General features: G+C 63.4%; 15 protein-coding genes and 1 pseudogene. 8 read left to right on the top strand and 8 right to left on the bottom strand.

The window, feature by feature from the left end; translation table 11 throughout:
- Positions 1-52 precede the first annotated feature (52 nt).
- Complete coding sequence (locus GGQ67_RS05960; RefSeq protein WP_183899267.1) at positions 53-433, top strand: DUF427 domain-containing protein; 381 nt, start codon at positions 53-55, stop codon at positions 431-433.
- 195 nt (positions 434-628) lie between these two features.
- On the opposite strand, the gene GGQ67_RS05955 is transcribed toward GGQ67_RS05960, so the two are convergent.
- A complete protein-coding gene (locus GGQ67_RS05955; RefSeq protein ID WP_183899266.1) occupies positions 629-1648 on the bottom strand; it encodes a porin in 1020 nt (339 codons plus the stop codon).
- A 522-nt stretch (positions 1649-2170) separates the two neighbouring features.
- Between GGQ67_RS05955 and GGQ67_RS25600 the strand changes: the two are divergent.
- The 6 genes and pseudogenes from GGQ67_RS25600 to GGQ67_RS05930 form a co-directional block, all read left to right on the top strand.
- Positions 2171-2338 (top strand): annotated as a pseudogene (locus GGQ67_RS25600) (LysR family transcriptional regulator); the annotation flags it as partial.
- A 69-nt stretch (positions 2339-2407) separates the two neighbouring features.
- A complete protein-coding gene (locus GGQ67_RS05950) occupies positions 2408-3106 on the top strand; it encodes a LysR substrate-binding domain-containing protein (RefSeq protein ID WP_343056485.1) in 699 nt (232 codons plus the stop codon).
- Between the two features lie 115 nt (positions 3107-3221).
- Positions 3222-3575 carry a DUF1428 domain-containing protein gene (locus GGQ67_RS05945; RefSeq protein WP_183899264.1) on the top strand — a complete coding sequence of 118 codons (354 nt, stop codon included), beginning with the start codon at positions 3222-3224 and terminating at the stop codon, positions 3573-3575.
- 78 nt (positions 3576-3653) lie between these two features.
- Positions 3654-4076 carry a secondary thiamine-phosphate synthase enzyme YjbQ gene (locus tag GGQ67_RS05940; protein WP_183899407.1) on the top strand — a complete coding sequence of 141 codons (423 nt, stop codon included), beginning with the start codon at positions 3654-3656 and terminating at the stop codon, positions 4074-4076.
- A gap of 101 nt (positions 4077-4177) precedes the next feature.
- Complete coding sequence (locus GGQ67_RS05935) at positions 4178-4489, top strand: hypothetical protein (RefSeq protein WP_183899263.1); 312 nt, start codon at positions 4178-4180, stop codon at positions 4487-4489.
- Between the two features lie 174 nt (positions 4490-4663).
- The gene (locus tag GGQ67_RS05930; RefSeq protein WP_183899262.1) at positions 4664-5062 is read left to right on the top strand and encodes a hypothetical protein; all 399 of its coding nucleotides are present in this window, start codon (positions 4664-4666) and stop codon (positions 5060-5062) included.
- A gap of 103 nt (positions 5063-5165) precedes the next feature.
- On the opposite strand, the gene GGQ67_RS05925 is transcribed toward GGQ67_RS05930, so the two are convergent.
- Positions 5166-6122: a DMT family transporter gene (locus GGQ67_RS05925; protein WP_183899261.1), complete on the bottom strand. Its 957-nt coding sequence runs from the start codon at positions 6120-6122 to the stop codon at positions 5166-5168.
- A 195-nt stretch (positions 6123-6317) separates the two neighbouring features.
- Positions 6318-6578: a hypothetical protein gene (locus tag GGQ67_RS05920; protein ID WP_111562265.1), complete on the bottom strand. Its 261-nt coding sequence runs from the start codon at positions 6576-6578 to the stop codon at positions 6318-6320.
- Between the two features lie 377 nt (positions 6579-6955).
- Here GGQ67_RS05920 and GGQ67_RS05915 point away from each other — a divergent pair, with 377 nt between their 5' ends.
- The gene (locus GGQ67_RS05915) at positions 6956-7444 is read left to right on the top strand and encodes a GAF domain-containing protein (protein WP_183899260.1); all 489 of its coding nucleotides are present in this window, start codon (positions 6956-6958) and stop codon (positions 7442-7444) included.
- Positions 7445-7517: 73 nt separating this feature from the next.
- Here GGQ67_RS05915 and cydX read toward each other — a convergent pair whose 3' ends face one another.
- The 5 genes from cydX to cydD all read right to left on the bottom strand — a co-directional run bounded on the left by cydX (position 7518) and on the right by cydD (position 13833).
- Positions 7518-7631, bottom strand: a complete 114-nt coding sequence (cydX, locus tag GGQ67_RS05910) for a cytochrome bd-I oxidase subunit CydX (RefSeq protein WP_183899259.1) — start codon at positions 7629-7631, stop codon at positions 7518-7520.
- 12 nt (positions 7632-7643) lie between these two features.
- Entirely contained in the window at positions 7644-8798 is a 1155-nt protein-coding gene (gene cydB, locus GGQ67_RS05905; protein ID WP_183899258.1) for a cytochrome d ubiquinol oxidase subunit II, read from the bottom strand.
- Positions 8799-8804: 6 nt separating this feature from the next.
- Positions 8805-10385 carry a cytochrome ubiquinol oxidase subunit I gene (locus GGQ67_RS05900; protein WP_183899257.1) on the bottom strand — a complete coding sequence of 527 codons (1581 nt, stop codon included), beginning with the start codon at positions 10383-10385 and terminating at the stop codon, positions 8805-8807.
- Between the two features lie 71 nt (positions 10386-10456).
- A complete protein-coding gene (locus GGQ67_RS05895; RefSeq protein ID WP_183899256.1) occupies positions 10457-12148 on the bottom strand; it encodes an amino acid ABC transporter ATP-binding/permease protein in 1692 nt (563 codons plus the stop codon).
- Entirely contained in the window at positions 12145-13833 is a 1689-nt protein-coding gene (gene cydD, locus GGQ67_RS05890; protein ID WP_183899255.1) for a thiol reductant ABC exporter subunit CydD, read from the bottom strand. The genes GGQ67_RS05895 and cydD overlap by 4 nt, the downstream gene beginning before the upstream one ends.
- Positions 13834-13836 lie beyond the last annotated feature (3 nt).

Genomic DNA, 13836 nt, shown 5'->3' with positions numbered 1-13836 from the left:
AACAGCCGTCGTGCGCGCCATATTGATGCCTTCAGCATCATGGGAGTTGCCGATGTCCGCTCAACCGATGAAGATACCCGGCCCGGATCATCCGATCACGATTACGCCAAACCCGAAGCGTGTGGTCGTCACATGGAATGGCCGCGTCGTTGCCGATAGCCGCAAGGCATTGACACTGAAAGAGGCGCGCTATCCCGCTGTCTCCTATATTCCTCTTGGCGATGTGGATGTGGCGCTGCTGGCGCGCAGCGCTCACAAGAGCCACTGCCCGTACAAGGGCGAGGCGTCCTACTACACCATCGTGTCGGATGGAGAGCGTTCGGAGAACGCGATCTGGAGCTATGAGGATCCCTCGGATGCCGTCGGCGAGATCAAGGGCTATGTCGCCTTTTATCCCGATCGGGTCGACTCCATCGAGGAGCTGACGATCTAGGGAAGGCGAGACGCCGACGGCGCTTGATAAGAGCTGGATTCGGCGATCGATCGCTGCAAATCCGTCCTTAAATGGCAAGGATTGGTCCAGCAGGGAAACCGGACCAATCCCCGTAACTGATCGGAGGTCAATCGGATCAGAAAACGCAAACTTGTGAGAGGTGCCCCGGCCTAAACCGGGGCGCCGATAGTCAGATTAGAAAGCGCGCTGCAGGCGGAAGAAGCCCTTGGTTACGCTGTCTTCGTTGTCGACGTCCGTGTAGTCGACGGTTGCCTTAGCGTAGAGGTTGTCTACGATCTGGTAGTCAACCGTCAGACCTGCGCGCCAAGCGTCGTTGGACGAGAAGTCGGTGTCGGTTGCGTTGTGGCCGTAGTTGCCGAAGTACTGAACGGTCGGGGTGACCGTGAACTTCTCGGTTGCCTTCAGAGCGTATTCAGCAGCAACGGTCCACTCGGACTCGTCGTAGTAGCTGTTGATGCCGGTTGCATAAGCAGCGGCCAGGCCGAGCGTGCCCGGTCCGATGTCAGCGAAGAGCATGCCGCGAATTGCGCCGTCTTCGGTGTCGGTGTCGTAGCCGCCGATCAACTGGTAGGAGAAGCCGCCGACCTTGCCGCCGATCGCAGCAGCTACGCCCAGGGCGTTGCCGTTGTTGGTGCCGCGGTCCGCGCCAGCGCCGTCTTCCAGTTCGTCAAGCGAAACGCCAGCGTAGAAGTCGCCGGATTCGTACTGGTAGCGAATGGAGTTGTGGAGGGTCTGGTAGCTGGACAGGGAGTCCGGCTCGCCGCTCAAATCGTCATCCCACCAGCTGTAGAACAGACCAGCACGGATGCCGGCGATGTCGATGTAGGCGGAGTCCAGCGTGGACGTCGTGGAAGTGTTGTCGCCGTTGTTACGGAGAACGATAACGCCGGTCAGAGGACCATACTCGGTGTCGCTCTTTGCGGTGAACTGAACCTGGGCGCGCGTACGAGCGTTCCAGTCCGAGTTACCCTTCTGGTTGGAACCGCCGTATACTTCAAAACGGAGGTAACCGCCGATCTTGAGGCAGGTTTCGGTGCCCGGGATGTAGAAGTAGCCAGTGCCGTAAGCGTCGCAGACGCGAACGTATTCTACTGCTTCAGGCTCGGCTGCAACGATCGCGTCAGCAGCGAAGACTGGGGACGCGGCGGCAGCCATGGCTGCTGCAGACGTCAACAAGACCATCCGAATGTTCATTTGAAATCCATTTCCTTTTAGAAGAGACCGTCACCACACACTTGAAAATGATGGCAACCGTTCCGGTAAACAGCCTTTCGGCACGCGGATCAGCGAACCGCTGACTCTTCTTTCTCATCCCTTAGTAAATCTATCAATTCAGATGGTGCTGAAATCGTTGATTTTGAAACTTGTTAGACAGGGTATGTGATTAATTTGCAACAATATCAATGGCTTACCCAAAAGCGCGCAAGGCTCCGGCAGCTGCGGAGCAACACAATTCAGCGATCATTTCGGGTGCTCCGGGGAGCAATAGGGCGCCGTCGAGATACGCGGTGACGGCAATGTCGGCGAGATAGTACCGCGTTGCAGCAAAATGAAGGGGGCTCACTGGAACGCTATGTTCCAAATTTGGAACGAAAAATTTGAAGTCGCGGTTGGCATATTCGATTTCACGGCGTATGCGACTGGCCGGGGGAGTGTTTTAGGACCTTGTTGTCGAGGAGGTGGCTGGTGCCAGCGGCTGAAACTATTTTCCCGGATATGAACGACTTTGCTTATTTTGCAGCGGTTGTACGCCATGGCGGCTTCTCCGCGGCGGGTCGCGTACTAGGTCTTCCGAAGTCGAAACTCAGCCGGCACATCACGGCGCTCGAGGATCGGCTCGGTGTCCGGTTGATCGAAAGAACGGTGCATCGGTTCCGTGTCACCGAGCTCGGTCAATCACTATATGTTTACTGTGAGAACATGCTCCGTGAAGCGGAACGGGCGACCAAAGCGGTGAACGACGCCAATGGCGAGCCGCAGGGAACGATCAGGCTCAGCGTTCCGACCGGGCTGCTCGAGGGTTCGCTCGGCGCGATCTTTCCGGAATTCCTGCTGCTCCACCCGAAGGTCCAGCTGCAGATTCTCGCCACCGACCAGCGGGTGGACATCATCAACGACCGACTCGACCTTGCCATCCGGGCGCAGCTGACCGAGGAAACCGATGCCGAGCTGACGATGCGCGTCCTCAGCAAGGTCGATCTCATCCTTGTGGCCAACAAGGAGATGGCGGCGCGGCTGCCCAAGGGGGAGGGTATCGAATCGCTGACCGACGTGCCGACGGTTTCGTTTACCAGCGGCTTGATCGACTGGCGCGAGGTCGACGTCTGGGATTTCACCGGGCCGGATGGCGCGCTATACCGGCACGAGCATCGACCGCGTATGAGCTGTCGCAGCGTGCCCGCCGTTCTGGAAGCGATCCATGCGGGCGTCGGCGTCGGGCTGCTTCCCGATATCGTCTGCGCGGAGGGCTTGCGCCATGGAACGCTGGTCCGCCTGCTTCCCGATTATCAGATGTCGCAGGCGACGATCTATCTGGTGTTCACGGCATCGCGCGGCCTGCCGACGGCGGTGCGCACGCTCGTCGATTTCCTCGTCGAGCGTTTCCGCACCTTCAACGCCGCGATCGAGGGTGATCGCGCGGACGCGGTCTGACGCGGTCAATCCACCGTCTTGCGAATCCGGCATTCCGCCTATCTTCAAAGGTGTGTCGGTTCAGGCCCGCCTTGTTCGTCCTTGAAGCGATGCCAACGTTCAAGGGAGAGACATCATGTCCTATGTCGACGGCTTTATCGTTGCCGTGCCGAAGAAGAATATCGAGGCCTACAAGGCGCTCTCGGCCAAGGCCGGTGCCATCTGGAAATCATACGGTGCCAGGGATTATGTCGAATGCGTCGCGGACGACGTGCCCTATGGCGAGCTGACGTCGTTTCCACGGGCGGTCCAGGCGACCGATGACGAGGTCGTGGTGTTTTCGTGGATCACCTATGATTCGCGCGAACAACGCGACGAGATCAATGCGAAGGTCATGGCCGATCCTGAACTGCAGGTCACCGAATGCCTTGATATCTTCGATGGCAAGCGGATGATCTATGGTGGCTTCGTTCCGCTGCTTTGGCTTTGACGCGGACCGATTACCGGCATTGACATGACGGCGGGTGCGCGCGACCTCTGGGCGGAGTTCATGTCCGGAGGTGCTGTCATGCCACAAAAGATTCTAAGCCTGCAGACGCGCGGGCAGGGCCTTTATGAGTTTACCGATCAGATCGCTGCGTTCGTGCGTTCCGCAGACATCGAATCCGGGCTGCTCACTGTTTTCGTGCGGCATACATCGTGCTCGCTGCTGATCCAGGAGAATGCCGATCCCGATGTTCGGACCGATCTCAATGGATTCTTTCGCCGTCTGGTGCCGCCGTCATCCGACCCGTCGATGCGATGGATCGTGCATACGATGGAGGGTCCCGATGACATGCCCGCGCATATCAAGGCGGCGCTGACGCAGGTTTCAATCGGGATTCCGGTCATGGACGGACGGCTCGTACTGGGCACTTGGCAGGGGATCTATCTGTTCGAACATCGCGAAAGCCCGCACCGGCGCGAGGTCGCGCTGCATCTCGGCAACTGAACCAGATGTGAACGTCCGGTTCGAACATCGTTCATTTTCAGGCGTTTATCGTTTGTCCAATCCCGCAAGGGAGACCATCGACAAGCAATGAGAGTATGATCATGAACCGTTTTATCGCCAAAGCTTCGTTTGCCGCCATTCTCGCGCTCGCGTCCATTCCCGCGACGACTTCGGTTGCCGCCGCCGCCGGTCCCGAGCGTGCATCGATCATCGACGTTCAGTACCGTCCGGCGCCCGCTCGCGCCTGCTCGCCGGTTCGGGCTGTCGAGAAGGCTCGTTACGCCGGTCTGCGCAATGCGCGCGTTACCGATATCACGCCCCGCCGGGTCGTCGTTTCCGGCCGCGGCTATCGCGGCTATTGGGACCGCATGTTCTTCGCGAATGTTCGCGGTTGCCCGGAAATTCGGCGTTGATCCATCCTTGATGAGCCCGGCGAACTCAAGCGATGACCTCGCCTTGGGAGTGCCATTTTCAGCCTGCTTTGTGCGAATCGCATAACAATGCGTTTATCCGGCAGGTCGTTCTTCCGACCGGCCGAGATAATCGAAAAAGGAGCGCGGTCGCAACCGCGTGATATGGAGATTTCGATGATGCAGTTTCTGACCAAGGCGGGTATTGCCCTGGTACTGGGCGCCGGCACCCTTGCCGGCGCCACGGTCCCGGCATCCGCTCAGGTGGACATCTACATAGACGGCGGTCGCCCGCCACCACATCCAGGTTATGGACGCCCACCACCGCCTCCGGGCTACGGCCGGCCGCCACCGCCGCCGTTTTACGGTCGTCCGCCGCCGCCCCCGCCGGGTTACTACGGTCGACCACGCGGTTGCGATCCGCGTCTGGCCGAGGCGAAGGCGAGCGACTACGGTTTCCGCCGCGCGCGCGTCGTGGATATGACGCCGCGCCGGGTGATCGTGCAGGGCTTCACGCGTCGTGGGCCCGACGAGATCACCTTCGGTAACGTTCGCGGTTGCCCTGTCCTGCGCTGACAGGCGGGCTTCCGGGTCTGAAATGAAACCACCCCTGCCTGCGTGGAGACGCCGGCAGGGGTGGTTGCGTTTGGGGGTGATGTCCGGTGCGCGACGACGCCGGTCAGGCGTTCGGCACGGTTGCGCTCTCGCCGGCGGCGGAGGTCGCGAGCGGCGCCTGGCTGTCGGAGGAGACGACGGATGTCGGCAACGGCGTGCCGCGCTTGCGTTCGCGGGCAAGCGTGAGAAGGCCGGAGCAGATGATCAGGAGAATGCCGCCCGCCATCGGCAGGTCGATCGTGTCGTCGAAGATCAGGTAGCCGAAGGCGATCGCCCACAGCATCTGGCTATACTGCGGCGGCGCGACGAGGTTGGCGGGGGCGATGCGCGCGGCGGTCATCAAGAGCACGTTGCCGGCGGCGCCGAGCAGGCCGTAGCTTGCGATGAACAGCCACTGCCGCGGTGTCGGCACGACGAATTGCGGGATCATCAGGACGCCGCTGACGATGATCGTGCCAAGCAGTGCGGCTCCATAAAGCGACAGGCGTTTTTCGGCCGGCCCCATCTTTCTGAGCACAACGATCGAGATCGCCGCCGACAGCCCACCTATCGCCGCGGCGAGATGGCCGATCGACAGTTCGCGGAAGCCCGGACGCAAGACCACCAGTACCCCCAGGAAGCCGACGATAACGGCGGCCCAGCGCTGCCAGCGTACGTCTTCCTTCAGGAAGATGACGGATAGGATGGTGACGAAGGAGGGCAGCAGGAACAGCAGGCAGAAGGCTTCGGCCATCGGCAGCAGCGTGAAGGTGATGATCGAGGCAATGGCGCCGACCGCGCCGCAGACAAAGCGCAAAAGCCAGAGCGGGCGGTTCGTGGTGCGCACGATATCAAGCCAGGAATCCTCCTTGGCCTTGATGAAGGGCAGGGCGGCGGTGCCGAAGAGCGCGCCTATGAAGGCGATCTCGTAGGAAGGGATGCTGCCGTGGAGGATCTTGATCGATGCGTCGCTGAACGCGAAAACGGCATAGGCGGCGAACGCGATGAGAACGCCGCGCGCTGGCGAATGGAGAGCAGTCATGGGAGCGGTTTCGATTTGAAGAGAGCTTGGGGCGTCGGAAGCATTGTTGCCGACCAAAAGCGGTATAGTTCAGAATGCTGCCCCGCACAATTGCGCAGCACGTTGCGCCGGTCTTAAAGCCAATGGTGTGATTGCCGCGCCACGCCATCTCTCGCGTGGTGGCGGTCCGCCACCACGCATCATCGTCCGACCTCCTCAGTTGGAGCCGCGTCGGAGCGCCGGTCCGTAGTCGCGATAGATGCTGAGGCAATCGGTGTAGCTCAGCGATTCATTGGCGCCGTAGATCACATGCGCGCTCGATGCATTGGTGGAGGCTTCCTCGGATACGAAAAGGATGGCTTCGCCAAGCGACTTGCCCGTTATCGGCGCATCGGTGCCATCATCGAGCGTTATTCCCTTAATGACCGCGGCAATCTCGCGATGGCTGAAAACGGCCTGTCTGTCTTCCGGTGTCATTGTCTTTACCTCGAACTGAAAATGGATGGTTCTATCGTTGCCGGTCGATTACGGCGCTGGCGTTGCGCGATGGCATAACCTTGCAACGGCGTTGCAGGCCCTTTGGCTAGCACGGCCTTTTCGCGTCTGCATTCGCCGGACGGATGCCGCTGGCGGCCGCCAGCGCCGGATAATCCGATCGACATATTATGGACATATGGTCCGATCGCCGGTGGACAAGATCGCGTCCGTCAATCCCCTGTGAATTTGGAGAGAGCTACCGTGAATTCGCGACGCGGGATGCACGCCACGCCCGCACCGCGGCGAATTGGCAAGTGCCGGGCGGATCGCTATATCAGGCCAGACGAGCGCTACGCATTGCTGGAAGGTGAACGGACATGTTTCAAACGGTGAAAATCGATCAGGCCGACAAGGCGGAATTCTATCGCGAGCTCGCCCAGCAACTGACCGGATTGCTTCACGGCGAGCGCGACGTGATCGCCAACGCGGCCAATACCTCGGCCTTGATATTCGAGATGATGCCGGAGCTGAACTGGGCCGGCTTCTACTTCCTGAAGTCGAAGGAGGAGTTGGTGCTCGGGCCGTTCCAGGGACGCACCGCCTGCGTGCGGATCGCGGTCGGGCGCGGGGTCTGCGGAACGGCGGTCGCGAAGGGCCAGTCGATCCTCGTCGAGGACGTTCATGCCTTTCCCGGCCATATTGCCTGCGACGCCGCCTCGCGCTCGGAGCTCGTCGTGCCGCTGCGCCACGACGGCGCGATTTTAGGCGTCATCGATCTCGACAGCCCTGTTGCCTCGCGCTTCGATGCCGACGATCAGGCGGGGATCGAGGCGCTGGCCGATATCTTCGTGAAGGCGAGCTACTGACGGTCGTTTCGATGCATGAAAAGAAGGAGGCTGCGCCCGGATCGAGCGCAGCCTCTTTTCGTTATCCTGTCATTCAGGACTTTTTCTTTTTCTTGGTTTCATCGTCGACCAGCTCGTACCACATGGCGTTGAGGACGGCGAAGGCGGCCGCGAGCGGCAGACCAAGGATCCATGCGAAATACCACATGCCATTTCTCCTTTAATACGCGTGACCGCTTTTGTCGGTGACCTGCTTTTCGTCGACCTTGCCCCACAGCACCTTGTAGACCCAGGCGGTGTAGGCGACGATTAGCGGCAGGAAGATCGCCGTGACGACAAGCATGATGAACAGTGTCAGGTGGCTCGACGACGCATCCCACACCGTCAGGCTCGACTTCGGGTCGATCGAGGAGGGCAGGATGAAGGGGAACATCGAGACGCCGACGGTCGAGATGATGCCGAAGATCGACAATTTGCTGAACAGCAGCGTTCCGATTTCCAGTCTGGCGCGGATGGCGATCAGCGTGGCGATCGCTCCGAGGAAGCCGGCGACAGGTGCGATCAGCATCCAGGGATAGGTGGCGTAGTTGGCCAGCCACGAGCCGTCCTGCGCCGCCGTCTTCAACAGCGGGTTCGAAGGGCCATCGGTGACGATGGCGCTCGAGATCGTGTAGCCGCTGACGCCGAAGGCCAGGAAGACGCCGCCGAGAGCGAAGAGCACGATGACGAGGAAGGCCGCGACGCTGCCATAGCCGCGGGCGCGCTCCGCCACCGGACCGCTCGACTTCAGCACCAGCCAGGCGGCGCCGTGCATGGTCAGCATGGCAACCGACAGCAGGCCGCAGAGCAGGGCGTAGGGGTTGAGCAGCCCGAAGAAGGTGCCTTCGTAGAAGATGCGCATGTCGGCCGGATCGAAGCGGAAGGGCACGCCCTGCAGCACGTTGCCGACGGCGACGCCGAAGATCAGCGACGGGACGAAGCCGCCGATGAACAGCGCGATGTCCCAATTGCCGCGCCAGCGGGCGCTTTCACGCTTCGAGCGGTACTTGAAGGCGACCGGCCGCAGGATGAGCGCCAGGAGAACGGCGAACATGGCGAGGTAGAAGCCCGAGAAGGAGACCGCGTAGAGTGGTGGCCAGGCGGCGAAGACGGCGCCGCCCCCGAGGATCAGCCACACCTGGTTTCCTTCCCAGACCGGGCCGATCGTGTTGATGGCGACGCGCCGCTCCGTATCCTTCCTGGCGACGAAGGGGAGTAGAATGCCGACGCCGAGGTCGAAGCCATCGGTGACGGCGAAGCCGATCAGCAGGACGCCGAGGATCAGCCACCAGATCAGGCGCAGGGTTTGATAGTCGATGAGTTCGTGCAGGATCATGATCGATCACTCCGCGGCAGGAACGAGGGTTTCGGAAATAAGCTCGGCTTCCGGCTCGTTGTCCGGTTCCGGGCCTTTCTTGATGGCCTTCACCATCAGCGTCATCTCGATGATGATGAGCACCGTGTAGAGGGCGGCAAAGCCGATGATGGTCATGAGCACGGTGCTGGCACCGAGGCTGGAGACGGCGGCGGCCGTCGGCAGCACGCCCTCGATGATCCAGGGCTGACGTCCGACCTCGGCAACCACCCAACCCATCTCGATGGCGATGAACGGCAGCGGTATCGAAAAGACCGCGATACGCAAAAGCCACGGATGGGCATCGAGACGACGGCGGGCGGACAGCCAGAAGAAGGTCGCCGTCAGAAGAATGAAGAAGACGCCGAGCCCGACCATGATGCGGAACGACCAGAAGAGGACCGGCACGTTCGGGATGGTGTCGCGGGCGGCCTGTTCGATCTGCTGATCGGTGGCGGTGCGGGGATCGTCGACATAACGCTTCAGGAGAAGGGCATAGCCGAGCTGGTGGCCGAGCGTCTCGAACGTGGTCCTGTTTTCAGGCGTGATCTTGTCGGGCGAGCCGGCGGCGCGGATTTGCATCAGCGCGTCGTAGGCCTTGATGCCTTCCCGAATCCGGGTCTTCGCGCCTTCCTCGAGTTCGTTGATCCCCGGAATGGCGGTATCCAGCGAGCGGGTGCCGATCAGGCCCATGAGCCACGGGATCTGGACGGCGAAGTGCGTTTCGCGCGCTTCCTGGTCGGGGAAGCCGATGGCGGTGAAGGCCGCTGGCGCCGGCTCCGTCTCCCACATGGCTTCGATGGCTGCGAGCTTCATCTTCTGGTTTTCGGTTGCACGGTAGCCGCTTTCGTCGCCGAGAACGACGACCGACAGCGCCGAGGCCAGGCCGAAGGACGCCGCGACCGTCATCGAGCGCTTGGCGATCTCGATGTGCCGGCCCTTGAGCAGGTACCAGGCCGAGACGCCGAGAACGAAGAGGGAGGCACAGACGTAACCGGCCGAGACGGTGTGGACGAACTTCGCCTGGGCGACCGGGTTGAAGACGACGTCGAAGAAGCTGGTCACTTCCATGCGCATGGTCTGCGGGTTGAGCGCCGATCCGGCCGGGTTCTGCATCCAGCCGTTGGCGACGAGGATCCAGAGCGCGGAGAAGTTCGATCCGATCGCCACGCACCATGTCGCGATCAGGTGACCGACCTTGGAGAGCTTGTCCCAGCCGAAGAAGAACAGGCCGACGAAGGTGGCTTCGAGGAAGAAGGCCATCAGCCCTTCGATCGCCAGCGGCGCGCCGAAGATATCGCCGACATAGTAGCTGTAGTAGCTCCAGTTCATGCCGAACTGGAATTCCATGACGATGCCGGTGGCGACGCCGATGGCGAAGTTGATACCGAACAGCACGCCCCAGAATTTCGTCATCTGCCGCCAGATCTGGCGGCCGGTCATGACGTAGACGGTCTCCATGATGGCCAGCAGCACGGAGAGGCCAAGCGTCAGCGGCACGAATAAAAAGTGGTAGAGCGCTGTCAGCGCGAATTGAAAACGCGATAAATCGACGATGTCTAGTTCCATTGTCTTTCTCCCAGCCCCATGGGGGTACGAAGATTCTCCGCCGGCCCGATTGCCTGGCGGTCATGCATTGCTCAGTCCGGTCTCAGCCGGTTCAGAGCGTCTTCGAACGCCGTCTCTCCGCGGCGCGAAATGCCTGCGATGCGGCCGCCATCGAGCGTGGCGATCACATCCGTGATCTCCGCCTCGCGGCGGATATGCGTGGCGATGACAAGCGTGCGGCCGTCCGCCTTCTCCGACAGCCGGGCCATGACATCTCGCGCGGTGGCGCGGTCTAGGCCTTCCGTCGGTTCGTCGAGCAGCCAGAGCCGCGTGTCGCGCAGGAAGAGGCGGGCGAGCGCAAGCCGGCGCGCCTGGCCGCCCGACAGGCCCATGCCGCCTTCGCCAAGCCGGGTGCCGAGATTGGCGGGGAGCGCGACTATATCGGCCAGCAGGCCGGCGGCGGCGAGCGCCGCCTTGAGGTCGTCGACCGTCGCCCGCGGATGGGCCAGACGCAGATTGCCGCCGACCGTGTCCTGGAAAAGCTCGGTGCACTGGGTCATCAGCGTCGCCGCGTCGTTGGCGATCATGCCGTGAAGCGGTGCGATCTCGCCGGCGAGCAGGGCCAGCAGCGTCGACTTCCCGGCGCCGCTGGCGCCGATCAGCGCAAGCTTCTCGCCTGCTTTCAGGGTGAGGTTGATATCGACGAGGACGGGGGTCGCGGCCGCGTCGTAGGCGGCGCTGACACCGGCGAGTTCGATCGCGAATTCGGTGGAAGGGGCTGCGTGCCGGCCCGCCGGCTGCTCATCGGCGAGGCGCGGACCGATACGCTTGGCCGCCAGAAGCGTGCGTCCGAGTTCGAGCGCGCCGCGACGAAGCGCGCCGAAGGGCTCGACGGCGGCGAAGGCGATCAGGATACCGAGGGCGGCAACCGGGGCGGTGATCGTGCCGGCGCCCGCGAGTGCGGATACGGCCAGCAGCGCGCCGGTGAGCAGGAACGTCGAGGCGGCGCCGAAGCCGAGGGTGACGATGCTCTCGATGCGGTTCAGCCGGTCGTCGGCATCGGCCGCATAGCGGTCGGCTGCCGATATGGCTGTCGCCTGCGCCTCGATCCGTCCGGCCATCAGCAGGTCCGACTGGGCGGCCACGAGGTCGATGGTGCGCGCGCGCAGCGCCTCGATGCCATAGGCGCGGCGCCGGGCGTGGGCGGCGGCAAGTCTGCCGGCGCAAAGGGGGATGCCGAGGCCGGCGGCGAAAAGAAGCAGCGCCGCCGAAAGGCCGAAGAGAGGATGCATCAGGCCGAGCGCGATGCCGGTGGCGAGGGCGGCCAGGATGGCCACGCCCGCCGGCACCAGCACGCGCAGATAGAGGGAATCGAGCGCATCGATATCGCCGGTCAGGCGAAACAGCAGGCGGGCCGGTCGTCTGGCGAGATCGCGGGCGGCTCCGGCCTTCGCCCAGCCGCGAAACAGGCGTTCGCGCAAGGCGGCGAGAACGCTCAGCGTCGCGTCATGCGTCGTCAGCCGCTCGCCATAGCGCGAGGCCGTGCGGCCGATCGCCAGCAGGCGAATGCCGGCCGAGGGCGCGAAGACATCGAAGGTGATGGCGGTCGCCGCCGCCGTGCCGGCAATGGCGGTTGCCGTGATGAACCAGCCGGAGAGACCGAGCAGCGCGACGCCGGCGGCGGCCGTTGTCGCCGACATGACGGCGCCGAGGAGCAGGCCGCGTTTCTTCTCGCGGACGAAGAGCTTGAGGATCGGTTTCAGATCGGTCAGCGACGCGCTCATTCCGCGGCCTCCCTTGCGGGTTCCGGATTGATATGGATGGTCCTGCCCATGCGCGCGGCAAGGCGGGGATCGTGGGTGGCGACGAGCAGGGTCCTGCCCTTGGCAAGGGTCAGCAGGCTCTCGGTGATGTCGTCGGCCGTCGCGATATCGAGATGGGCGGTGGGTTCGTCGGCAAGGACGATCAGCGCTCGCGGGTCGGCGGCGGCACGCGCGATGGCAAGCCGCAGCGCCTCGCCGCCCGAAAGGCCGGCTCCGCCGTCACCCAGCGGACGGTTGCGGTAGGCGCTCGCGAGGTTGCCGAGGTGGGCGGCATCGAGAGCGGCCGCGGCCTGTTGAGCGGAGACGTGCGGCCGCCCGAGCGAGACGTTGCGGGTGATGCTGCCGGCGAAGATATGCGGCTTCTGACCGATCCAGGCGATCCGCGACCGCGACGCGTGGCCGGCCGGTTGCCTGCCGATCGCGATCTGACCAGTTTCACAGGGAGCGAGACCGGCGGCGAGCGCCAGCAAGGTCGACTTGCCCGAGCCGCTCGGGCCCAGCAGGGCGACGTGCTCGCCGGCGCGGATGTGAAGGTCGAAATTCTCGACGGCGGATATGTCGCTGCCGGGATAGCGAAAGCCGACCGCATGGAAGCGGATGTCGGCGCCAAGCGTGCCGGGAGCCGGTTTGGCTTGCGGCAGCGGCATGCCGTCCTCGCTCAGCGCATCGAGCGCCTTCATCGCCGCTTCACCCGAGGCGCGGTCGTGCCAGACGGCCGAGAGTTCGCGCAGCGGCTCGAAGAAGGCGGGCGCGAGCAAGAGCACGAAGAGGCCCGATGTGAGGTCGAGACCGCTTGTCCAGGCGCCGAACCTGATCTGGCCGAGCAGCGAGAAGCCGACATAGACGGCCAGCATGGCGACGCCCAGGGCGGCGAAGAGCTCGAGAACAGCCGACGACAGGAAGGCGATGCGCAACACGGCCATGGTGCGGGTTTTCAGGTCCTCGGCATCGGCGCGCAGACGCGTCGCCGTGGCATCGACGGCGCCAAGGGCGCGGATGGTGGAGAGGCCGCGCAGGCGGTCGAGCAGGAAGCCGTTGAGGCCGCCGGTCGCCTGGAGCTGCCTCTCGCTGGCCGCCTGCGCGCGCCAGCCGATCAACGCCATGAACACGGGAACGAGCGGCATGGTGAAGAGCAGGACGAGGGCCGCGATCCACGAGATGGGGAAGACGCAGGCGAAAATGAAGAGCGGCACGGCGCTGGCCTTGAAGCGGCCGGGCTGGAAACGCGCGAGATAGGGAACGATCAGTTCGGCCTGCTCGCCGACGATGCTGGCGGCCTCGCCGGATGTGTGGCGGGTGCTGTCGACGGGCGAGCGCCGCGCCAGCGCCTCGACGGCGCGGGCCCGCCTTTTCGTCAGTTCAACGCGCGCGGAGCGGAAGGCAAGCCGGCCCCCGGCCGCGTCGAGACAGCTCTTCGCGACGCCGAGCAAGGCAATGGCGATCGCCGGCCAGACCGCGGCATCGAGGCCGCCGCCATCGGCGATGCGGCCGACCGCGATCGACAGCAGGCCGGCCTGCGGAATCCAGAGGAGGGCCGCGAGCGTCTGGATGAGGGCCGCGGTTCGAAGGCCCGCGGGCTGACGGGCACGCCTGCGCCGTGCTTTCCCGGTCTTGTCTTGCGTGGCATCGAGGTAGGCACTGGTCATGGC

Origin of the sequence: Rhizobium metallidurans, assembly GCF_014196505.1 — a bacterium.
GTDB classification, from domain to species: Bacteria; Pseudomonadota; Alphaproteobacteria; order Rhizobiales; family Rhizobiaceae; genus Rhizobium; species Rhizobium metallidurans.
This window is presented reverse-complemented; position numbering and strand designations above follow the sequence as displayed.